The organism is Roseibium aggregatum IAM 12614 (assembly GCF_000168975.1).
GTDB lineage: Bacteria > Pseudomonadota > Alphaproteobacteria > Rhizobiales > Stappiaceae > Roseibium > Roseibium aggregatum.
Map to the genome: position 1 here is coordinate 138,435 of NZ_AAUW01000013.1, position 21,322 is coordinate 159,756.

Annotated in this window: 19 protein-coding genes and 1 pseudogene; 4 read left to right on the forward strand and 16 right to left on the reverse strand. The window is 59.6% G+C overall.

Annotation, left to right across the window (positions count from 1 at the left end):
- Positions 1-10: 10 nt before the first annotated feature.
- Positions 11-2,014 (reverse strand): vWA domain-containing protein, encoded by a 2,004-nt coding sequence (locus SIAM614_RS18320; protein ID WP_157139935.1) that lies wholly within the window; start codon positions 2,012-2,014, stop codon positions 11-13.
- Positions 2,015-2,172: 158 nt separating this feature from the next.
- Between SIAM614_RS18320 and SIAM614_RS18325 the strand changes: the two genes are divergently transcribed.
- Entirely contained in the window at positions 2,173-2,571 is a 399-nt protein-coding gene (locus tag SIAM614_RS18325; RefSeq protein WP_006936854.1) for a DUF1761 domain-containing protein, read from the forward strand.
- 207 nt (positions 2,572-2,778) lie between these two features.
- Complete coding sequence (acs, locus tag SIAM614_RS18330) at positions 2,779-4,716, forward strand: acetate--CoA ligase (RefSeq protein WP_006936855.1); 1,938 nt, start codon at positions 2,779-2,781, stop codon at positions 4,714-4,716.
- 88 nt (positions 4,717-4,804) lie between these two features.
- Here the strand turns inward: acs and SIAM614_RS18335 are convergent, their stop codons facing one another.
- From SIAM614_RS18335 to trmD, 5 genes are all read right to left on the reverse strand, one after another.
- Positions 4,805-6,229, reverse strand: coding sequence for a TadE/TadG family type IV pilus assembly protein (locus tag SIAM614_RS18335; protein WP_006936859.1), 1,425 nt, complete (start codon positions 6,227-6,229; stop codon positions 4,805-4,807).
- A gap of 382 nt (positions 6,230-6,611) precedes the next feature.
- A complete protein-coding gene (locus SIAM614_RS18340; protein WP_006936861.1) occupies positions 6,612-7,169 on the reverse strand; it encodes an HNH endonuclease in 558 nt (185 codons plus the stop codon).
- A 384-nt stretch (positions 7,170-7,553) separates the two neighbouring features.
- Positions 7,554-8,966 carry a 3-isopropylmalate dehydratase large subunit gene (leuC, locus tag SIAM614_RS18345; protein ID WP_006936863.1) on the reverse strand — a complete coding sequence of 471 codons (1,413 nt, stop codon included), beginning with the start codon at positions 8,964-8,966 and terminating at the stop codon, positions 7,554-7,556.
- A 304-nt stretch (positions 8,967-9,270) separates the two neighbouring features.
- Positions 9,271-9,741: a 50S ribosomal protein L19 gene (gene rplS, locus SIAM614_RS18350; RefSeq protein ID WP_006936865.1), complete on the reverse strand. Its 471-nt coding sequence runs from the start codon at positions 9,739-9,741 to the stop codon at positions 9,271-9,273.
- A 224-nt stretch (positions 9,742-9,965) separates the two neighbouring features.
- A complete protein-coding gene (gene trmD, locus SIAM614_RS18355; protein ID WP_040440585.1) occupies positions 9,966-10,676 on the reverse strand; it encodes a tRNA (guanosine(37)-N1)-methyltransferase TrmD in 711 nt (236 codons plus the stop codon).
- A gap of 177 nt (positions 10,677-10,853) precedes the next feature.
- Here trmD and SIAM614_RS18360 point away from each other — a divergent pair, with 177 nt between their 5' ends.
- On the forward strand, positions 10,854-11,387 hold the full coding sequence (locus SIAM614_RS18360; RefSeq protein WP_006936869.1) for a VanZ family protein: 534 nt from the start codon (positions 10,854-10,856) through the stop codon (positions 11,385-11,387).
- 11 nt (positions 11,388-11,398) lie between these two features.
- On the opposite strand, the pseudogene rimM reads toward SIAM614_RS18360, so the two are convergent.
- From rimM to SIAM614_RS18410, 10 genes and pseudogenes are all read right to left on the reverse strand, one after another.
- A pseudogene (rimM, locus tag SIAM614_RS18365) lies at positions 11,399-11,890 on the reverse strand (ribosome maturation factor RimM); the annotation flags it as partial.
- Positions 11,891-11,940: 50 nt separating this feature from the next.
- A complete protein-coding gene (gene rpsP / locus SIAM614_RS18370) occupies positions 11,941-12,339 on the reverse strand; it encodes a 30S ribosomal protein S16 (RefSeq protein ID WP_006936873.1) in 399 nt (132 codons plus the stop codon).
- 19 nt (positions 12,340-12,358) lie between these two features.
- Entirely contained in the window at positions 12,359-12,682 is a 324-nt protein-coding gene (locus tag SIAM614_RS18375) for a chorismate mutase (RefSeq protein ID WP_006936875.1), read from the reverse strand.
- On the reverse strand, positions 12,679-14,220 hold the full coding sequence (ffh, locus tag SIAM614_RS18380) for a signal recognition particle protein (protein ID WP_006936876.1): 1,542 nt from the start codon (positions 14,218-14,220) through the stop codon (positions 12,679-12,681). The genes SIAM614_RS18375 and ffh overlap by 4 nt, the downstream gene beginning before the upstream one ends.
- Positions 14,221-14,522: 302 nt before the next feature.
- Positions 14,523-14,855, reverse strand: a complete 333-nt coding sequence (locus tag SIAM614_RS18385; protein WP_040440559.1) for a DHCW motif cupin fold protein — start codon at positions 14,853-14,855, stop codon at positions 14,523-14,525.
- A gap of 108 nt (positions 14,856-14,963) precedes the next feature.
- Positions 14,964-15,578 carry an exopolysaccharide biosynthesis protein gene (locus tag SIAM614_RS18390; protein ID WP_006936878.1) on the reverse strand — a complete coding sequence of 205 codons (615 nt, stop codon included), beginning with the start codon at positions 15,576-15,578 and terminating at the stop codon, positions 14,964-14,966.
- 133 nt (positions 15,579-15,711) lie between these two features.
- Positions 15,712-16,584 (reverse strand): isocitrate lyase/PEP mutase family protein, encoded by an 873-nt coding sequence (locus tag SIAM614_RS18395; RefSeq protein ID WP_006936880.1) that lies wholly within the window; start codon positions 16,582-16,584, stop codon positions 15,712-15,714.
- Positions 16,585-16,594: 10 nt separating this feature from the next.
- Positions 16,595-17,869: a TRAP transporter large permease gene (locus SIAM614_RS18400; RefSeq protein WP_006936882.1), complete on the reverse strand. Its 1,275-nt coding sequence runs from the start codon at positions 17,867-17,869 to the stop codon at positions 16,595-16,597.
- Positions 17,866-18,360, reverse strand: coding sequence for a TRAP transporter small permease (locus SIAM614_RS18405; protein ID WP_006936884.1), 495 nt, complete (start codon positions 18,358-18,360; stop codon positions 17,866-17,868). Before SIAM614_RS18405 ends, SIAM614_RS18400 begins: the two co-directional genes overlap by 4 nt.
- A gap of 150 nt (positions 18,361-18,510) precedes the next feature.
- Complete coding sequence (locus tag SIAM614_RS18410) at positions 18,511-19,503, reverse strand: TRAP transporter substrate-binding protein (RefSeq protein ID WP_006936886.1); 993 nt, start codon at positions 19,501-19,503, stop codon at positions 18,511-18,513.
- A 252-nt stretch (positions 19,504-19,755) separates the two neighbouring features.
- On the opposite strand from SIAM614_RS18410, the gene SIAM614_RS18415 reads away from it, so the two are divergent.
- Entirely contained in the window at positions 19,756-21,195 is a 1,440-nt protein-coding gene (locus SIAM614_RS18415; protein WP_040440560.1) for a TrkH family potassium uptake protein, read from the forward strand.
- Positions 21,196-21,322: the final 127 nt, after the last annotated feature.

Consider the following 21,322-nt stretch of genomic DNA (forward strand, 5'->3'; position numbering starts at 1 on the left):
ACTGGCGGCGCTATTTCACCGTCACTGTCTGCCGTGCAACGATTTCCGCGTCACCTGCGGACAGCACGAAGCGCAGCTCGTAAGTGCCCGGTTCTTCCGGTGTCCGCACCTCCACAACACCGTTGGAGATGTTGTCCGCAATCTCCCAGGCCCCCGGCGCCGTGCTCCACGCATCCTGGGACGGCTCGGCAAAACCGATGAAGTTGCTGCTGTTGGCCGGACCGCTCGCCTTCACGCTGACATAGGTGGCGGCCGGAACTTCGGACGGGCCTTCCAGCGTCACCTGCGGATCCGTGATCTTCAGCGGTTGGCTGGCGAGGATCTTCGACCCGTCGGGCGTTGAAAGAATGTAGCGCAGTTCATAATCGCCCCGGGCCAGTGGCGCGATGATCGACACGCTGTCGCCATCCGGACGTTCGTAGGTGACATAGGCCGAAACATCCGAGCCGACCGGCGCAATGCCGATCCAGTCGTCCGGTGCCTTTGGGCCGCTCCAGGTCACGTTCAGTCTACCGCTCGCTTCCACAGTGCTGTCAGCCTGCAAAGCGGCAGCACTTTCACCCACGGTAAGCGGTTGGCGTGTCAGGACGGTCTGGTCGATGCCGGTGACATAGATAACCTCATAACTGCCGGCTTCGCTTGGGGCCTGAATCGTGACCGGAGACCCATCGACAGTGCCTTTCCAGCGGCCCTGATAATCATCGATAGTGCCGTCCTTCGGAACGATGCCGATCCAGTCTTCCGGCCCGTTGGGGCCTACAAAGGCAATCTCGACCGGCTGTCCGGCGGCGACTTCAGGTGCGTAGGTGAGAGTCGCCTGGACTTCGGTTACCTTGACCGGGGCCCTGGCCAGAACCCGCTCGCCACCTTCCGTCCAGACATAGACGACCTCATAGTCGCCCGGCTGGGTTGGCATTGCCAGTTTGGCGGGGTTGCCGTCCCTCACATAAGCCCAAAGATCCCGTTCCAGCCGGTTTCCGTCCGGCGTGACCACACACAGGAAGTCGCCGTCAAGACCAGGGCCTTCGAAAGCAACCTCCAGCAGCGTGGTGGCGGGCGCCTCAAGGGAGGCGGGCGTGACGCTTGCCTCGGGAAGATTGCCATCCAGAAGAACGGTTTGCTGACCACCCTTGTCGGACACTTCGAGCGACGCTCCGCCTGCCTTCTCGCCAAGTTCGGCACTGACCACGTAGGAACCCGGTTCCAGTTCGACCTCGACGCTGCCACCTGTGATGCCGGAGGCCACCACGGTCTCGTCATCCACGCGCGCCACCGTCCACTGCACCGGGCCCTCTATGGGCTGGCCGCTTTCCTTGTCGGCTGCCTTCAGCACGGTGACGGGCAGCGGTGCCTTTTCCTCCACCGCGGCAACACTTTCCTTGAGCGCTTCATTCAGACCGTCGGCATCCCTGGCGTTCCAGTAGGTGCCGCCGGTCAGATGCGCGATACAGGCGATCTTGGCCTGGTCTGCCTTGGAAGCGATATCGAAGCCGATGACATGAGCCTTGAAATCGACGCCGGAGCTGGCAAGTGCCTCGGCGAGGGCGCAAGGGTCACCGCCACAGGTTTCGATACCGTCGGAAATCAGGATCAACCGGCCGGGACGATCGTTCTGCGCCAGAAGCTCCGCGGCCTGGCGCAGGGTTTCGGTAATCGGCGTCTTTCCGCGCGGCGTAAGCGCCTTGACGCTTTCGACCAGTTTGGCGCGGTCCAGGTCGCTCACCGGAACCAACGTCTCGACATCGCCGCAGTCGGCCTTGCGGCGGTGCCCATAGGCCATCACTCCGGCCCTTGTGCCATCGGGAAGTCCGGCAACAAAGCCTTCGAACGCGGATCGGGCAATTTCCGCCTTGGCGGTACCATCAATTTGGCCCCACATGGAATTGGACGAATCCAGGACGAACAGAAGATCCGGGGACGTATCGGTCTGCGCCCTTGCGGGCGTCATGATCATTGCGCCGCCAATGAGAGCGGCTCCCAGCAATCGAAACACAGGTTGCATTGAAGTCGGCATGAAACCTTGGGCTCCTGTAATGATTTTTAGAAAAAGCCTTATCCGGAAAGGAGATAGGCGAGACCGGCCGAATTTAGCAACTCTTGCCATCTCGAAGTGTGATAAAAGTCGCAACTGGACAGATTTGCCAAGAGAAAAATGACGTTGGGAGACCTGCAATGATGTTCGACGGTATCAACCTGATTGCGGTTGCTGCGGCCGCCATTGTGTCATTCCTGTTTGGCGCGCTCTGGTACGGCATCCTGGGCAAAGCCTGGATGAACGCCGCCGGCCTGACCAGAGAACAGACGCGGCCGAAGCCGGTTGTCTTCGCAACGGCCTTTTTCTGCCAGATCATCATGGCCTTCGTCTTTGCGGGCGTCATCTACCACAGCGGCGGAGCCGACATCAGGAACGGGATCATCTCGGCGCTGATGATCTGGGTCGGCATCGTCATGACCACGCAGATCGTCAATCACCGCTTCCAGGGGCTGTCCTGGAATCTCACGCTGATCGATGGCGGACACTGGCTCGGGGTGCTCCTTGTCCAGGGCATCGTGATTGGATGGTTGAGTTGACCGCCATCCCCTTCGAAATACGCGTAAATCCGTACGAGTTTGAAGGTCTTAGGCCTTGCCATAGACCAAAGACTCGCCGACTAAAGTACCAAGTCTAGGTTCTGGACGCTTGGCGGGGCCGTACGCATAATGGCCCCAGCAAAGCAAGGCCGCGGAAGGGAGATTTCACTTACCGTCGGTCCAATTGTGGTTTCTGGGAGGTTACACATGACTGAGTCCGTATTTCCCGTTCCCGCGGAAGTTGCCGCGCGGGCGCATGTCGACAATGCCAAATATCTGGAAATGTATAAGCGCTCTGTGGAGGACCCCCAGGGCTTCTGGGGCGAGCACGGCAAACGGGTCGACTGGATCAAGCCATTCACCAAGGTGAAGAACACCTCCTACGACTATCACAATGTATCGATCAAATGGTTCGAGGACGGAACGCTCAACGTCTCGGCCAACTGTGTCGACCGCCATCTCGAAAAACGTGGCGATCAGCCTGCGATCATCTGGGAAGGCGACGATCCGAACGAGCACAAGGTCATCACGTACAAGGAACTGCACCACGAGGTGAACAAGTTCGCCAACGTGCTGCACGGCCAGGGCGTCAAAAAGGGTGACCGCGTCACCATTTATCTGCCTATGATCCCGGAAGCTGCCTACGCGATGCTGGCCTGCGCCCGCATTGGCGCGGTGCATTCCATCGTCTTCGGCGGCTTCTCACCGGACAGCCTGGCTCAGCGGATCGAGGATTGCGCTTCTGAATGCGTGATCACTGCCGATGAAGGCCTGCGCGGCGGCCGCAAGGTGCCGCTGAAGGCCAATGTCGACAAGGCGGCCGAGAAAGCACCGGTGAAAAGCGTCATCGTGGTCAAGCGCACGGGCGGTGACGTTCCCATGCAGGCCGGCCGCGACGTCTGGTATCACGACGAAGCAGACCGGGTGTCCGATCACTGCGCACCGGTGGAAATGAATGCGGAAGATCCGCTGTTCATCCTTTACACCTCCGGGTCGACCGGCAAGCCGAAAGGGGTGATGCACACCACCGGCGGCTATCTGGTCTATGCCTCCATGACCCACGAATATGTCTTCGACTACCATGAAGGCGATGTCTATTGGTGCACGGCGGATGTGGGCTGGGTCACCGGCCACAGCTACATCGTCTATGGCCCGCTCGCCAATGGCGCCACCACTTTGATGTTCGAAGGTGTGCCGACCTACCCGGGACCAGGTCGCTTCTGGGAAGTGTGCGACAAGCACAACGTCAACATCTTCTACACCGCGCCGACCGCGATCCGTGCCCTGATGGGCGCCGGCGACGAGCATGTCACCAAGACCTCGCGCAAGTCGCTGCGTCTTCTGGGCTCCGTCGGCGAGCCGATCAATCCGGAAGCCTGGACCTGGTACTACAACGTGGTCGGCGACAAGCGCTGCCCGATCGTCGACACCTGGTGGCAGACGGAAACCGGCGGCATTCTGATCACGCCGCTTCCGGGCGCAACCGACCTGAAACCGGGCTCGGCCACCCGGCCTTTCTTCGGCATTCAACCGGCAATCGTCGACGCGGAAGGCAAGTTCCTGGAAGGGGCGACGGAAGGCAATCTGGTCATCAAGGATAGCTGGCCTGGCCAGATGCGCACGGTCTATGGCGACCACGAGCGCTTCGTCCAGACCTATTTCGCCACCTACAAGGGCCTTTATTTCACCGGTGACGGCTGCCGCCGCGACGAAGACGGCTACTACTGGATCACCGGGCGCGTCGATGACGTGATCAACGTCTCCGGCCACCGCATGGGCACGGCGGAAGTCGAGAGCGCGCTGGTGGCGCACCCGAAGGTTTCCGAAGCGGCTGTGGTTGGCTATCCGCACGACATCAAGGGGCAGGGCATCTATGCCTATGTCACGCTGATGGAAGGCGAGGAGCCGACCGACGAGTTGAAGAAGGAACTGGTCAAGCACGTGCGCTCGGAAATCGGGCCCATCGCCTCGCCGGACCTGATCCAGTTCGCGCCCGGCCTGCCCAAGACCCGTTCGGGCAAGATCATGCGCCGTATCCTGCGCAAGATTGCCGAAGACAGCTTCGACAGCCTCGGCGATACGTCGACGCTGGCCGATCCGACCGTTGTCGACGACCTGATCGACAACCGCCAGAACCGCAGCTGACCGGCAAGGCCTGAAACAGGAAACGCAAAAGGCTCGCCAACTGGCGAGCCTTTTTCGGTTTAGCTGATCAGATCCCGGAAGGATCCGGTTATCTGGAAACGTAGATCTGCTGGATCTTCTTGGCGATATTGGCAAACGCGTTGATCAACTCATCCGAACTCGTCGCCTTGTAGTAGTTGCCTGTGCTGGCGCAGGACTGCATGTTTTTCGAACCGGCCGAGCTATCGTTGGTGCCAAAGTAGACGCCGAAAATGGAAATTCCCTCGTCTTTCATGGCCTGGCAAAGCGCACGCTGAGCTTTTGAGGAATTGTTGTTGTAGCTCTCGCTTTCGCTGCGTTCCTGCCATTGATTGACGGAGACCATCTCACATGTCCACTGCCAGCCGTACCGTCTGGAATAAACCCAGTCGCATTCTTCCCGTTCCTTCACAAACTCGTAGAAACGGTTGTTGTCGCCATCAGTCATGATGATCGCAAACTTGAGCACATCATCATTATCGTAAGGTTCCGGCTTGCTCGCCAAAGGCCACACGTCGGAATAGTTCGGGGAGATGCTGTTCCAGCCCCAGACCACTCCGGTCTGGCCTGCCGTGCCGCCATTGTCATCCAGATCCGCAATCGCATCGAGCAACGTGTCCCGGTCTGCCGTCAGCGGGATCATCTTCGACGTACCGGAGCATCTGTTGCTGCCACCACCATAAAAGACATCCTTCGGCGGCGGGTCGGTCTTGACGTAATAATTGTAGGGCATGTCCGTGTATCGGACTTTGTAGATATCCTCGCCGTCGTCATAGTCCTGACGCTCGGTCACACAGACGCTGCTGTCCGCATAGCCATAGACGCCGCCCTTCACCTTGGCGGCGTAAGTTCCAAGATTGACGCCCTGGCTGTAGGGGACGAGCGAAATGCGCACCTTGCTGTCCGCTTCTTCCGTGGTCTCCGGAATAAGGATGTTCACAAGGCCCTTGGACGCGTCGCGCAGCGTGTCCATGTCGTTGCGCATGGAGCCGGTGACGTCGACGACGAGGGCCAGTTCAACGTCGAACCGCGAATAGGTCACCTGGGAGCTCGTTCCGAAGTTGAACGTTTCCGGCCCGAGGGCCTGCATGCCATATCCGCCCATGTCGATGAAGTAGTTGTCGAGCGTCGCGAAGGACGACACCTTGATTGTGCCGTTTTCCGCATCGACGACAAAGCTGAGGTTCTTGATTGCCTCGTCCAGGAATTCGACATCTGCGAGGTTGGCCTTGAAGGAATCCGCCAGGGCCGCCTTGATCTGCTCGTCGCTCATGACGCTGGTCGACAGATCTGCGGCAACAGAAAGGGCTGCCGCATCAATGGCAAAGGACAGTTTCTCGCGTGCGTTCACCGTACGGGACACGTCAATCGTGATCCCGGCGATCACCACGATCAGGACGACCATGAGACCGAAAACTGGCAAAATCGATGCTTTGCGATCGCCGGTAAAACCTTTGAGCAAGGGCCGGCCAATGAGACGCCTGAAATACTGCATTGCTGCCTCGTGATTTTGTGAGACAGTTAATCTAGAAAAGTACCTAATTCCTTAAACGGAATGTAGAAAACGAGGGGTATCTTCCGTTTGGTAAACCAAATGGAAAGAAATTTGACCCGAGCCGTGGCACCTCCGGGGTCTGGTGATCCAAATCGGGACAGGCAAAACGGCCCCTATGTTTCAGGTGACACCCGCAAGGCTTGCATGAAATCAGGGAGCGAAACCGCCTGAAGCCGGTTTCCCGTGGCTTGCGCTGACAAGCGTATTATTTGGCCTGGAAACACGTTTCAACCAGCAGAGAAGCCTTCGAAGACGTCTGGTTGGATCATCACCCGGTCCCAGACCCTCAATGCGCATGAACACGCATTTTCAAAGCCATGCCCTACGGTTCCAGTTCGGTATCCCAGTAAAGGAAGTCCAGCCAGCTATCGTGCAGATAGTTCGGCGGAAATCCGCGACCATTGTTGTGCAAGTCCTGGATGGTCGGCTGAAACGGCATGTGCATCGGCCACATGTTCAGCTGTTGGCAGGACTTGTTGGATTTGCGCAGGTTGCAGGGAGAGCAGGCGGTGATGACATTGTCCCAGGTGGTCAGACCACCTTTGGAGCGGGGCACAAGGTGGTCGAAGGTCAGCTCATCCTTGGAGCCGCAGTATTGGCACTGGAATTTGTCGCGGAGAAAGACGTTAAATCGGGTAAAGGCGGGGTATCGACTGGGTTTCACGAAGGTCTTGAGCGAGACCACACTGGGTAATCGGAACTCGAAGCTCGGACTTCGAACCGCCGCATCGTATTCGGCAACGATGTTGACCCGGTCCAGAAACACAGCCTTGATGGTATCCTGCCAACTCCACAGAGACAGGGGGTAATAGCTCAAGGGCCGGTAATCCGCATTGAGCACCAACGCCGGATGGGCGCCCGACGAAACCGCTATCGTCACCTTCCGCTCCTCATTCCAAGAGCACGCCGCAACCAGACAGGGATGCGTTGCTCTAACGACTTACGTTGGATCAACTTCAAGCAATCAGGTGCCAACTGACAGCGCGTTGACCTGTCGGAATGTCCGTGATCCGGTCAAACGGACAGCGGAACATGTCCTTTTGTGACGGGAGTATTGTAGTGCCGAGGTGACAGTCTTGTGAAGCCCGGGAAAATCATTTCTGGGTGCAGTTGCCATGAGATGAGACCCGGCAAAGGATTTTTCTTAACTCCATGAATTATTTACCCAAAAGCAAAATCACCTGCGTCATTGTGACTGTTCTGCGCGAAGAAGCAAAAAGGGCGCCTTTTGGCGCCCTTTCTCTTGACCCGAAATGCGGTCGAATCAATTCGTCGTCCACTCGCGGATATCGACGAAATGGCCGGCAATGGCCGCCGCAGCCGCCATGGCCGGCGAAACCAGATGGGTCCGGCCCTTATGGCCCTGACGGCCTTCGAAGTTGCGGTTGGATGTCGATGCGCAGCGCTCGCCCGGCTTCAGCTTGTCGGCGTTCATGGCAAGGCACATGGAGCAGCCCGGCTCACGCCATTCAAATCCGGCTTCCTTGAAGATGACGTCCAGGCCTTCTTCCTCGGCCTGTTCCTTCACCAGGCCGGAGCCCGGAACGACCATGGCGCTGACGCCCGATGCCACCTTGTGATTGCCGATGACGGCTGCCGCGGCGCGCAGGTCTTCAATGCGGCCGTTGGTGCAGGACCCGATGAAGGCACGGTCGATCTTGATGTCCGTGATCTTCGTTCCCGGCTGCAGGCCCATATACTCAAGGGCGCGCTTCTTGGATTCGCGGCGGTTTTCATCTTCGATTTCCGCCGGATCCGGCACGACGCCTTCCACCGAAATGACGTCTTCCGGAGACGAGCCCCAGGAAACGATCGGCGGCAGGTTGGCTGCATCCAGCTCGATCACCTTGTCGAAATAGGCATCTGCGTCGGTGTGCAGGGTCTTCCAGTAGTCAAGAGCCATATCCCAGGCTTCGCCCTTGGGCGCCTTCGGGCGGCCTTCGATGTACTTGAAGGTGGTTTCGTCCGGTGCGATCAGGCCTGCGCGTGCGCCGGCCTCGATGGACATGTTGCAGACCGTCATCCGGCCTTCCATCGACAGCGCGCGGATGGCTTCGCCGGCATATTCGATCACGTAGCCGGTTCCGCCGGCAGTGCCGATCTTGCCGATGATGGCCAGAACGATGTCCTTCGCGGTGACGCCGGCCGGGATCTTGCCCTCGACCTTCACCAGCATGTTCTTGGCTTTTTTCTGGATCAGCGTCTGGGTGGCCAGAACGTGTTCCACTTCGGACGTGCCGATGCCATGGGCCAGGGAGCCGAAAGCGCCGTGGGTGGAGGTGTGGCTGTCGCCGCACACAATGGTCATGCCGGGCAGGGTGAAGCCTTGCTCCGGACCGACGATGTGAACGACACCCTGGCGCATGTCGAGTTCGGAATAGTATTCGATGCCGAATTCGGCAGCGTTCTTGGCCAGCGTATCGACCTGCAGAGCCGATTCCGGATCGTCGATGCCGTGGCGGCGGTCGGTGGTCGGAACGTTATGGTCGACAACAGCAAGCGTCTTCTGCGGCTGCCGCACCTTGCGGCCGGCCATGCGCAGGCCTTCGAAAGCCTGCGGGCTGGTGACTTCATGCACCAGGTGACGGTCGATGTAGAGCAGGCCGGTTCCGTCCGGCTGCATGTCGACCACGTGGTCGTCCCAGATCTTGTCGTAAAGCGTCCGTGCCTTGGCCATGGGTCTCTCCTCGGTCCATCCGAGCAAACGGTCAAACAGTCAAAAGTTTGCGAAGTGCCCGGTGATGCCCTTTGCGGCGCGTCCAGCCGCGAGGGTCTATCCTCGTTTATCGTAGCTAGTGAATGACGCAGCGCCGCTTGAAGGTCAAGAGCTCCGAGTTGAGCTGAATTCAACTCAGATTGACCGGCGCCGGGTGCAAGGGTCGCAAAGCCCTCGATTTACCGTCGGCAGCGCCAGGATAAGGCGCCAAAACAAAAAAGGCGGCCCGAAGGACCGCCTTTTCAAAACGTCTTGCCGGGCCGGCTTATTCGGCTGCGTTCTCTGCAGCTTCCTTGGCAGCAGCCTTGGCTTCTGCAGCGGCAACCTTGGCAGCCGAGAGTTCCGCACGCACTTCTTCGTTGAGGCGCTTGGAACGAGCATTGGTGTTTTCGACGATACGGGCAGACTTGCCGCGACGGTCGCGCAGGTAGTAGAGCTTCGCGCGACGGACCTTACCGCGGCGAACCACTTCAACGCCTTCCAGCATCGGGGAGTAGATCGGGAAGACACGCTCGACGCCTTCACCGTAAGAAATCTTGCGAACCGTGAAGCTCTCGTTGATGCCGCCGCCGGAACGGGCGATGCAGACACCTTCGTAAGCCTGGGTACGGGTACGAGTACCTTCGGTGACCTTCACGTTGACGCGAACGGTATCACCAGGAGAAAATTCCGGCAGCTTGCGCTGTTCTTCGATTTTCGCCATTTCTTCAGCATTGAGCTGCTCGATGATGTTCATGGCATATTTCCCTTTTGAATTACAAAGCGGTCAGAGCGTTTTCCGGTTTTGGCCGGAAACGGGTTCACCGACTTTGGGCCATGTTGCTTGTCAGCCAGGATTTCTGATTATCTGGAACCTTCCGGCCCCGGTTCAGAGCGCAGGTCTTTCCAAGGAAAAGACACAACTTCACCCAGCTTCGGCGCGCGTATACAGGAAATTTGCCCGACTGTCATGCGGATTCTTCAATCCACGTCGTCTTCGTCCGCCATATAGGCGTCCCAGAGATCCGGCCGCCGCTCGCGGGTCAGGCGCTCGGCTTCGGCCATCCGCCATTCGTGGATCTTCCGGTGATTGCCCGAGGTCAGAACCTCGGGAATGGTCAGACCTTCGAACTCGGCCGGCCTCGTATATTGCGGATGCTCCAGCAGGCCGCCTTCGAAGCTTTCGGTTTCCGCGCTGTCCATATTGCCCATGACGCCCGGGATCAGCCGGATAACGGCGTCCAGCATGGTCAGCGCGCCGATTTCCCCGCCCGAGAGGATGTAGTCGCCAACGGAGACTTCCTCCAGACCGCGCGCGTCGATCACCCGCTGGTCTACCCCTTCGAACCGGCCGCAGACGATGACGGCACCCGGGCCTTCGGCAAGTTCATGCGCACGGTCCTGGGAGAAGGGCGCTCCGCGCGGGCTCATCAGAAGCCGCGGGCGCGGATCGTCGGCAGGGGCGGCCGCATCAATGGCCCTGGCCAGAACATCTGCCCTGAGCACCATGCCGGCGCCGCCACCGGCCGGCGTGTCGTCAACGGAGCGGTGTTTGTCCGTTGCGAAATCACGGATCTGACTGGTTTCGAGCTGCCATAGTCCCTTGTCCAGCGCACGCCCCGACAGGCTGTGGCCCAAAGGCCCAGGAAACATGTCCGGGTAGAGCGTCAGAATGGTTGCCTTGAACGTCATTATGCCTGTCAGTTCCGCTGATTGGCCTTTGAGCCGGCCCCAAACACGCATGGTTAAGGGCCCGTTTACCGGTTTTCTCAAAACCTGTCGAATTCATCAGGTTAGCCGCCGGAAAGAAAGCTCTGATTAAGGCTCACCATATAATGTGGCAAGAGCGTTTCAATCGGGTTTACTGCCGTGGCAAAGTTTCCAGTCCTGCGTTTCAAGCTTCCCCGTTTCATACAGGTTCATGTCGACCGCCACTATCTCGACATCTCCCTGAGCCGCGTGCTGCCCCTGTTCGCGCTGATGACCTTCGGCGTGCTGGCCGGTCTTGTGTTCAACACCGGCGTCGGCCACCCGTATGACAAGGTCATCCATATCGGCTTTTTCGCGCTTCTGACCCTGTCCATCCATGCGCTGTTCTGCTGCCGGCTGCGCATTTCCGCTGTCGTTGCCTTCAGCATGGGTCTCGCAGGCGAAGTGGTGCAGGGGTTCATTCCCCACCACGAAATGTCGCTGCAGGATGCATTTGCCAATGGGATCGGGGTTGCGCTGATCGTCGCGCTGATTGCCCTGAAGCGGTCCGAGGTTCGACAGGCTGTCCGGGAGGACGTTCTGGCCGACGAGCGTGAAGAACTCAATCTGCGCCAGATGGGCCTGCAGCCCGTGCCGACGCGTTACCTGTCCGGCGCATCCGTCGAGGGTTCGGGCGTTCCTTCGGAGAAATAATCTTCCGGCAGCGAAACGCAGACACGGCCGTTTTCCAGATCGATCTCCGGCACGAAGTCTTTCGTGAACGGGATATAGAAGCTGCGGCCGCGTTTTGGCCGGACTTCCAGCAGATCGCCGGCACCGAAATCCTGAACCGCAATGATTTTCCCGAGCGTCTCGCCAGTCTGGTCGAGCACGTCAAGGCCGGTCAGGTCGGAATAGTAGAATTCGTCTTCTTCAGGCTCGGGCAGCTGGTCGCGGTCGATGAAGAGATCGATACCGTTCAGTTCTTCCGCCTGATTGCGGTCCGTGATCCCCTTGAACTTGGTGATCACGACCGTCTTCTGCACCCGCGCCCGTTCCACCTCGAAGGAGCGTTTTCCGTCCCGGGTGGTCAGAATGCCGTAATCGGCAAAGGAAAGCGGGTCATCGCCATAGGGCTTGACCCGCACTTCCCCGCGAATGCCGTGCGCCGCACCGATCTTGGCCATCAGAACCTTCTGATCGTCCTCGGACGTCATTTCAAAAGGCTCCCTGGCAACTGTATTCCGGTGCGGCCTGACACATCTGCTTATTCTGCAGCAGCTTCTTCAGCCGGAGCTGCAGCAGCTTCAGCGGCAGCAGCGGCTGCTTCTTCTTCAGCCTGACGCTTGGCTTCAACGCGTTCCTTCGCCTTTGCACCCAGCTCGGCTTTTTTCGGGTTGTGGCGCGGCTCACGCTTCAACAGGCCGGCAGCGTCCAGGAAACGGTGAACGCGGTCGGTCGGCTTCGCGCCGTTGTCCAGCCAATGCTGGATGCGCTCGACGTTCAGGGTCACGCGGTTTTCGGAATCCTTCGGCAGCATCGGGTCGTAGGAACCGACCTTCTCGATGAAACGGCCATCGCGCGGGGAGCGGATGTCAGCAACAACGATGCGGTAATACGGGCGCTTCTTGGAACCGCCACGTGCCAGGCGAATTTTCGTAGCCATTTTTATGTCTCCAGTTTGTTCAGTTGCCGGCTTCAGCGGCAATGGCTTCGTGGTGCCGGATCACTTCCCTGACGATGAAGTTCAGGAATTTCTCGGCAAAGTCAGGATCGAGATTGGCGTCGCAGGCAAGCTGGCGCAGCCGCTCGATCTGAATTTTCTCCCGCGCCGGATCAGCCGGCGGCAGGTCGTTGGTGGCTTTCAGGACACCCACTTTCTGGGTGCACTTGAACCGTTCGGCGAGCATGTGAACAAGAGCTGCATCGATGTTGTCGATGGACGCCCGAAGAGCCTTCAGTTCGCGCAAGGCCGGGCTTTCACCCAGCTTGGTCTCTGCTTCGCTCATCGTTTCTTGCCCTTGCCCATGCCCGGAAATCCGGGAAGTTTCGGACCGCCGAGGCCCGGAAGACCCGGCATGCCCATGCCTGGCGGCAGACCGCCACCCATGCCGCCGGGCAGGCCTTTCGGCATCTCCATGCCGCCCGGCAACTTGCCGGACTTGGCCATTTCCTCAAGCTGCTTGGGGTCGACGTCCGGCATTCTGCCGCCGCCGAGGCCGCCCATCAGCTTGCCCAGCATGCCTTTGCCCTTGCCCATCTTCTTCATCATGTCCGCCATCTGGCGGTGCATCTTCAGAAGCTTGTTGACGTCGGCCACATCCATGCCCGAGCCGGCAGCAATACGCTTCTTGCGGCTGGCCTTGAGCAGTTCGGGCTTCTGACGTTCGGCAGGTGTCATGGATTCGATGATGGCGACCTGGCGCTTGAACATCTTGTCGTCGATGTTCGCTGCCTCGATCTGCTTCTTCATCTTGCCGACACCCGGCAACATGCCCATCATGCCGGACATGCCGCCCAGTTTTTCCATCTGGCGAAGCTGCTCGGCGAGATCTTCCAGGTCGAAATGACCCTTCTGCATCTTCTTCGCCATTTTCGCGGCCTGTTCCGCGTCGATGGCTTCGGCGGCCTTTTCGACCAGCGAGACGATGTCGCCCATGCCGAGGATGCGGTCGGCAATCCGGCGCGGGTGGAAGTCTTCAAGAGCGTCTGATTTTTCGCCGGTACCGATCAGCTTGACCGGCTTGCCGGTGACCGCCTGCATGGAGAGCGCCGCACCGCCGCGGCCATCACCGTCCATACGGGTCAGGGCAATACCGGTGATGCCGACGCGCTCATCGAAGCTCTGCGCCAGGTTGACGGCGTCCTGACCTGTCAGGCTATCAGCGACCAGCAGGATTTCATGCGGTTGGGCAGCGGCCTTGACCTCTGCCATTTCCACCATCAGCGGCTCGTCAATATGAATACGGCCGGCGGTGTCGAGCATGACCACGTCATAACCGCCGAGCTTGGCGGCGGACATGGCCCGCTTGGCGATCTCGACCGGGCCCTGGCCGGCGACGATCGGAAGCGTGTCGATATCGTTCTGCTCACCCAGAACCTTCAGCTGCTCCTGGGCCGCCGGACGGCGGGTGTCGAGCGACGCCATCAGCACCTTGCGCTTGTCGCGCTGGGTCATGCGGCGGGCGATCTTGGCCGTGGTGGTGGTTTTACCGGAACCTTGCAGACCGACCATCATGATCGCCACCGGTGCGGGAGCGTTCAGATCGATCGGATGGGCTTCTTCACCGAGCATCTCGACCAGCTGGTCATGAACGATCTTCACGACCATCTGGCCCGGCGTCACTGACTTGACCACCTCGGCACCGACGGCGCGGTTGCGCACCTTGTCGGTGAAGGAACGTACGATCGGCAGCGCGACGTCGGCCTCGATCAGCGCGCGGCGGATTTCGCGCAGCGCCTCGTTGACGTCGTTTTCCGACAGCGCACCGCGGCCGGTGAGCTTGTCGAAAATACCGCTTAGTCGATCGGACAGGCTTTCAAACATCAGTAGTCCTTGAATGGTCTCGGTTTCGGGAAGTCTCCCGAACCATATGGGCAACCGCCGGTCATTTCCAACCGGATCAATCCGCGCAAAGCAGTTTGACACCCGAGGGCGCAACGCGCTGTCGGATGGTAACCTCCGGGATCTCTTTACACCTTTGCGGGTCCCGGTCGGCGGATCGAATTTTCAATCACTCATATGGAGTTGGCGGGTCTATGCCCGAAACGCGGGCAAGAGTCAAGGAAGCTGCCGAAAATCGCCCCGCGGCTGAAACGCACTTCTCGATACCGCGGGTCTTTCCCGGCCTAGTCGACGATGAACAGCTTTGCGCCGGTCGTGGTCGACGACCTGTGCGCCGCATCGCCAAAGTCGGAAACCTGATAGCTCATCCCCGCGGTCAGCGTGGTCTTCGAACCATCCTTCAGCTCCGAGACAAGTTCACCTTCCAGAACCAGAAGAATATGCCCCCTGTCGCACCAGTGATCCGCCAGATAGCCCTCAGAATACTCCACGTGCCGGATGCGGATATCGCCGATATTCACAGTCCGCCAGAACGCAGTTCCAGTCTCGCCGGGATGTTCCGTCGGTTCGATTTTCGACCAGTCGGTCACGGTGAACGGTAAATCCGGAATTTTCAATTCAGCCGCCTGTAGGTGGATGCGCTGCACCAGCTTTAGGAGAAATGCGGAAATAGCGCAACGGCGAGACCGTGCCGCTGGATCGCAATTGCGTGCCGGACATATATGTCACGCCATCAGCGCCTGGGTGCTGATCGCAATCGAAGTCAGGATGGCAGCGGTCAGCAGCACAGCGGCCAGACCCAGAAGAAGACCGAAAATGACCACCAGCCCGTCGCGTTCCACGATGCCGACGCCGGCAATGAACAGCGCGACCGCCGGAAACCAGCCGCTGAGCGGCACGGGCAGAAACAACGTGAACGCGATGACAAACAACGCAAGCCCGAGCAAGCGCTCATGTTTTCGCGCGAACAGACCTTCGTACCGGTGGGCCAGCACGCGCTCCAGCCGCATTGTGACAGGACGCAGGCGCACCATCGTTCGCCGCAGCTTGTTGTGATTGAGAGACAGGCGAGCAAGCGGCCTGGGCAGTTTCACATGAGGAAAGCCGAGCACCATCTGGAACGTGGTGACGAGCACCGGCAGACCGGTGACCAGCGAGGAGCCGGGAGGCAACGGCAGAAGCGTCAACAGGGAAAACAGCACGATCGCCCAGCCGAACGACGTCTCGCCCAACGCCAGCAGCAAGTTGCCGAGCGTCAGTGTGCCGTCCCGGTGCTGGTCGCGTGATGTCCGCAGGATCGGGAGCGACAGCGAAGGTCTTCGGCGTCTTTCGCCCTGCATTCAAGTTTTCCGTTACAGCTTCTCAGTCGCGCCGGGTCTATCATCCTGTTTGAAATAAATCCAACGCCGAGTGGCACAACGCCAAGTGTTTCGCTGTTCGGCAGAGAAAGGCACTCCGGACAGGCTAGTGCTGTCAGTCCCGCTTCGACGTCTCGTATTTGGCTGAAACCTCGTAATAGTCGTTGAAACCGATCCGCTCGCGCAGTTCCTTGAAGTCCATCAGATCCGGCGTGCGGTCCCGGTCGGCCTTCAGTTTCTCAAGCGTTGCCACCATCGCCTTCATGGCGCTGGCCATCAGGGTCAGCGGATAGGCGGCAATGGCGTAGCCGATGTCCTGCAGCTCTTTGTGGGAAAGGTCCGGCGTCTCGCCGCCTTCCACGATGTTGGCCATCTTCGGCCCCGGCAGTTCCCGGCAGATCTCCTGCATTTCGGCCACCGTCTTGGGCGCTTCGACAAAGAGGATATCGGCGCCGAGTTCCTTGAACCTGGCCGCCCGGGCGATTGCCTCGGCAAGACCATGCTCGTGACGGGCATCTGTACGGGCGAGGATCAGGATATCGGCGCCCGCTTCCTTGGCGTCCTGCGCCGCGCGGATCCGGTCAAAGGCTTCTTCGCGGGAAACAACCGCCTTGCCCGGTGTGTGGCCGCAGCGCTTCGGGGCGACCTGATCCTCGATCATCACAGCGGCGGCACCGGCCTTGGCCATGCCGGTCACCGTGCGGCGCACGTTCATGGCATTGCCATAGCCGGTATCGCCATCCGCCAGCAGCGGAATACCGATGGCATCGGTAATATTGCGTGCCTGATCAAGCACCTCGCCATAGGACATCAGCCCGAGATCCGGCTGGCCGATCCGCGATGCGGAGGCGGCAAAGCCCGACATGAAGGTGAGATCGAACCCGGCCTGCTCGATCAGCTTGGCTGACAAGGCATCGTAGCAGCAGGGCATGACGTGGAGTTTCGGCTGCTCCAGCAGCGCGCGGAGCAAATCTGCCGGTGACGGCATGACAAAAACCTCAGAACTTGAACGGAAGATAGAGTGCGAGATCGGTCCAGACATACAGGATCGCGACCGAAACCAACATGATCACCAGGAACGGCAACACCCCACGCGAGACATCGGACAGCTTCGATCGCGCTACCGACTGGATGACATAAAGATTGAGCCCGACCGGTGGTGTGATCAGGGCACATTCCACCATCACGACCATATAGACCCCGAACCAGATCGGATCGAACCCCAGCGCCATGGCCGCCGGCAACAGCACCGGTGTCATGATCAGCACCATGGACAGCGCCTCGAACACCAGCCCCATGATCAGCAGCACGATCGACACCACAATGATGAACGCCAGAGGCGTATCGATGGTCTGGCCGATGAAGACCGATATGTCCTGCGGGATCCGATAGAGAGTGATCGCCTTTCCGAATACCTTGGCTCCGGCGATGATCAGCACGATCGCAACCGTCGTCACCATGGCGTCGAACGCGGCTTCCTTCAGCCCCTGCCAGGTGAGCGTGCGCAAGATCGGCCCGGTGATCAGAAGCGCCACGGCAAAGCCGATGGCGGCGGCTTCCGTTGGTGTTGCGGCACCACTGTAGATCGCGCCGATGACCACCAGCGCCAGCAGGATCGAGGGAAACGCCCGCACGGTTGCCCGCAGTCGCTCATCCCAGCTTGACGCCGGCTCCGGCGTGTAGCCGCCGAACCAGCGGGCATAGACCATGGAAAAAACGATGAAGAACACCACCAGCAGCAGACCCGGTCCGACGCCCGCCAGAAACAGCGCGATCACCGATTGTTCGGTAACGAAGCCGTAGACGATCATCGGGATCGACGGCGGGATCAGAATGCCGAGGGTGCCGCCGGCGGCCAGCAGGCCATAGACGAATTTCCGTTCATAGCCGCGCTGGATCATTTCCGGGATCGCAACCGTACCGATGGTCGCGGCCGTTGCGACCGACGATCCGGAGATCGCGGCGAAGATGGCGCAAGAGAGAATGGTCGCGACGGCCAGTCCGCCCGGCCAATGGCCGACCCAGGCATGAACGGCGGCAAACAGATCCCGTCCGACCCCGCCCTTGAGCAGGATGTTCGACATCAGAAGAAACAGCGGCACTGCCAAAAGAATGAACCCGTCGAGTGTCGACAGGATCGCCTGAGGCGCCATTAAGGGCGAGAAACCGCCAAGAATGAGCATCGCCAGACCGAGGCCGCCCAGCGCGAAGGCAACCGGCACCCGGATCAGCAACAAGGAGAACAACGCAGCGAGAATGAAAACTGTGGTCATTCCATAATCACCGCTTCATGATCGCCCGACTTGGGCTTCTTGCCCAGTTCGATGAGAGCCTGCACGAATAAAAGCGCGAACCCGAAAGGAACCGAGAGTTCGGAAATCCACATGGGAAGGTCCAGCATGGTGCCCGACGTGCGGCCCCGCTCGAAGGAATCGTAGAATATCCCGCCGCCTTTCCAGGCGACCAGGATGCTGAACACCGCGACAAAACCCATGGCAAGCACATGACAAACCCGGCGCCAGACCGGGCTCAACTGGTCCGTCAAAGCGTCGACCGCAATGTGCCGTCCGGTCTTCAACAACCAGGGCATGGCAAGCATGGTGCCCCAGATCAGGCACAACTGGGACAGCTCCGACGCCCAGATGGTGGGAGCAATGAAGAGATACCGCGCCAGCACTTCATAGGTGAGCATGCAGCCCACGGCGACGAACAGGAACGCGGCGACCCAGGCGAAGGCCTGGAGAAAAAAATAGAAGGCTTTCATGAAACCATCTGTCGATCGAGCAATCGGCAAGGCCGGGACTTGGAACGGCAAGTGAGGTCCGGGCGGCGCAGGATACCTGAGGTCCGGTATCCGTGCCCCGGAGCGGCCGGTTGCTCCCGGCCGCTCCCGTCATTCATGATCCACAGACCGTCAGAATTTCTGAGCGGCTTCGAGAACCTGCTTGCCCAGCGGGCCTGCTTTTTCGACGAAGTTTTCATAGACCGGCTGGCTGACGCTCTTCCAGGCGGCCATTTCTTCCTCCGTCGGAGTGTAGACCGTCATGCCGTTCTGCTTCGAAATCTCGTAAGCTTCGGCTTCGATCTGGGACATGCGGTCCCGCACATCGGCTTCCGCCTTAAGGGCGGCAGCCTCGATGATCTTCTTGTGCTCGTCCGGCAGGCTGTTCCAGAAATCCGAGTTCACCACCACGATAAACTCGATATCCGCATTGTTGGTGACGGTGATCGTGTCCATCACTTCCCAGAGCTTGCGAGACTTCACGCCGGAAACACCGGTCATGCCGGCATCCACCGTACCGCGCTGGTAGGCGAGATACTGCTCCGAACCGGAAATCAGCGTCGGTGCGCCACCGGCCACGGTGACGAAATCACCGAGGGTCTTGCCGAAGACACGAACCTTCTTGCCCTTCAGATCGTCCGGCGTTTTCAGCGGAGCACCATTGGACAGCATGATGGAGCCGCCGTAAGCCTGCCACCACAAAACGGTCGAGCCGGTTTCCGCGATCGCTTCGTCCAGCGGTCCGCGAACGGGAGAGCCTTTGGCAACAGCCTTACGGACCTTTTCTTCCGTATCGAACAGGAACGGCTGATAGAAGACGTCGACGGCGGGAATGTCGCCGACATACCGGGTCAGGGATGCGACGCCCATTTCAATGGAGCCGCTGCCGACCGCCGCCGGAACCTCGTTGTCCTTGTAGAGCTGTGCGGAATCGTAGATCTCCACAGCAATGTCACCGTTGGAGTTTTTCTCGACTTCTTCCTTGAAAAGCTGGAGATTCTGGCCGAGATGGCTCGTCAGAGGCAATTGCAGCGAAATGCGCAAGGTGGTGTCTGCGGCCTGCGCCGAACCGGCTGCCAGGCCAAGCGCCATTGCTGCGCCAAGCGCCCAGGTAAGTGGTTTCATGTTTTCCTCCCAAATTTATGAAATCACTCTGGCAAAGCCTCCCGGTCCGGTCAACATGATCTGGCGTACAGGTGTGTTTTAGAAGCATATTTGACGATGGTGCCAACGGCGAACCACCAACCCGCCCTTCAAGGTCTTCGGTGGGCCCAAAACCCGTCGGCCTTGCTTTTTGCGGTGCACAGGCAGATAACGAAAGTCTTTTGACACACACGCCTGCTGTCCTGACAGCCGACCGTTGCGGACGTCCAGTCTATGAATTATCGCGCCATTGCGTTGCCAATCGGACGATTGCTCATCCTGATTTCAGTTTTGATGATCGTCCCCGGGATCGCGGATGTGTTCGCCAGAAACTCGGACTGGCAGGTCTTTCTGGTGTCGGCTCTCGTCCTGGGGACGGCCGGCCTGCTGATGACCATGGCCTTTCAGGGAGAGCGGCCGCCGGGCCACTTCCGCGAAGCTATCCTGTTCGTCAATGCCGCCTGGTTCGCCTTTTCCTTCGCCGGCGCCGTCCCGTTCTACTTCAGCGGCCTCGGCATCAGCTTTACCGATGCCTTTTTCGAAACCGCCTCCGGCCTGACAACCACCGGTTCGACGATCCTGACCGGTCTCGACACCCTGCCACCCGGCATCCTGCTGTGGCGAGCCCTGCTGCAATGGGTTGGCGGCATCGGCGTGGTGGCCATCGGGATCTGGCTTCTGCCGGGCCTGCGCGTTGGCGGCAGCCAGCTCTTTGCCCTGGAATCTTCGGAAAACACCAGCAAGCCCTATGGCCATGTCGGCCCCTTCGTCTACCGGCTGCTGGCGCTTTATGCAGGTCTTTCACTGAGCTGTGCCACACTTTACCTGCTGTGCGGAATGACCTTCTTCGAAGCGGTCATCCACTCCATGACCACCGTCTCGACCGGCGGCTTTTCGACGTCCGACCAGTCCTTCGGCCAATTCGACGGTCTGGCCGTCTACTGGGTCGCCTCGGTGTTCATGCTTGGCTCCGCCGTGCCGTTCCTTTATCTGATCCGCAGCATCGAGCGACGGCATTGGGTGAAGGACGTCCAGATCATGCTGCTGCTTGCCATTGTCGCCGCAGCCTCGATCAGCGTGTTCCTGTTCGAGCGGTTCATCGGACATGACACGCCGTTCCAGATGTTCACGTTCGCCGTCTTCAACGTGGTTTCGGTGATCACCACCACCGGCTACGCCGCCAACGACTACCTGCAGTTCGGCCCGCCGGTCATCGCGATTTTCTTCGTGCTGACGTTCTTCGGCGGTTGCAGCGGCTCCACATCCGGCGGCTTCAAGATGTTCCGGATCGCGATCCTCGGCAGTTACATCCAGGGCCTGTTCCGGCGGATGATCCGCCCTCACCGCGTGGTCGAGCCAAGATACCAGGGCCGGGCCGTTTCAAACCCCGTCCTGGAAGGTGTGCTGATCTTCGCGGTTCTTTATGCCGGGGCCTTCGCGGCCTTTTCGCTGGTCTACATGATGCTTGGTCTCGATCTCGAGACGGCGCTCAGCGCCTCCATCACGGCTCTTGCGAATGTCGGTCCGGGCGTTGGTGAAACCATCGGTCCGTCGGGCACATTTCAGTCCCTGCCTGATCTCGCCAAGTGGTTCCTGGCGGTTCAGATGATCCTCGGACGGCTGGAAATTCTCGCAGGCATCCTGCTGCTGACGCCAGACTTCTGGCTGGACTAAAGCCAGTCTGGCCGGAAAGGCTGCAACTCACTTTCGATCACAAAAAACCACCGCCGGCGTGACCTTACCGGCGGTGGTCTTGTTCGGACGATCTGGCTGCAGATGCAGCCGACGGGGGGTTTGATCG